Raw genomic sequence first — 631 nt, 5'->3', positions numbered from 1 at the left:
AACTGCGGCGTTTCATAAATTTGGCGGGTAACGCGGTTTTGAACCAGATATTTGCCTTCCAGCTGTTTTACGGCTGCATAAGAGAAGGTCATATCGCGGCTGTGGTCGATATAGGCATTCAGCTCGTCGAATTCTTCGCGGCTGTAATCTGCGATGATGTGGCGGTCGTATTTACCTGCTTCGGTCAGTTTTTTAACGTGATCGTAGAGGTGGGGCGGTTCGAATTCGCCATAAGCGATTTTACGCAGATGGAAAATGGCGAGGCGGGCGGCCAGATATTGATAATCAGGCGTATCTTGTGAGATCAGGTCGGCCGCGGCCTTGATGATGGTTTCATGGATGTCGTCGGTACGGATACCGTTGTAAAACTGAATATGTGATTTGAGCTCGACTTGCGATACGGAGACGTTTTGTAAGCCTTCCGCCGCCCAAGTAACAACACGGTGGATTTTGTCTAAATTGATATCTTCCAAGCGTCCGTCGCGTTTGGTTACTTTAATATTCGTTGCTGCATTCATTGTTCAGTCTTCCCATTAAAAAACACAAGATACGGTATGTGATTGCTTTGAACGGCACAATATAATGTATTTTTCTTTGTTTAACTAGACTTGACAATGCGCTTTTTTCGGGG

Annotated in this window: 1 protein-coding gene; it reads right to left on the bottom strand. The window is 45.8% G+C overall.

Annotated features, from left to right (window positions below; translation table 11 throughout):
- On the bottom strand, positions 1-518 hold a 518-nt coding region (locus tag ACTHUE_RS19795), incomplete at its 3' end, for an ATP cone domain-containing protein (RefSeq protein ID WP_440424254.1).
- Between the last annotated feature and the right edge of the window lie 113 nt (positions 519-631).

The sequence above is a fragment of the Neisseria sp. P0021.S005 genome (assembly GCF_051956955.1).
Note: the sequence above shows the minus strand (reverse complement) of the source record. Positions and strands in the feature narration are given on the sequence as shown.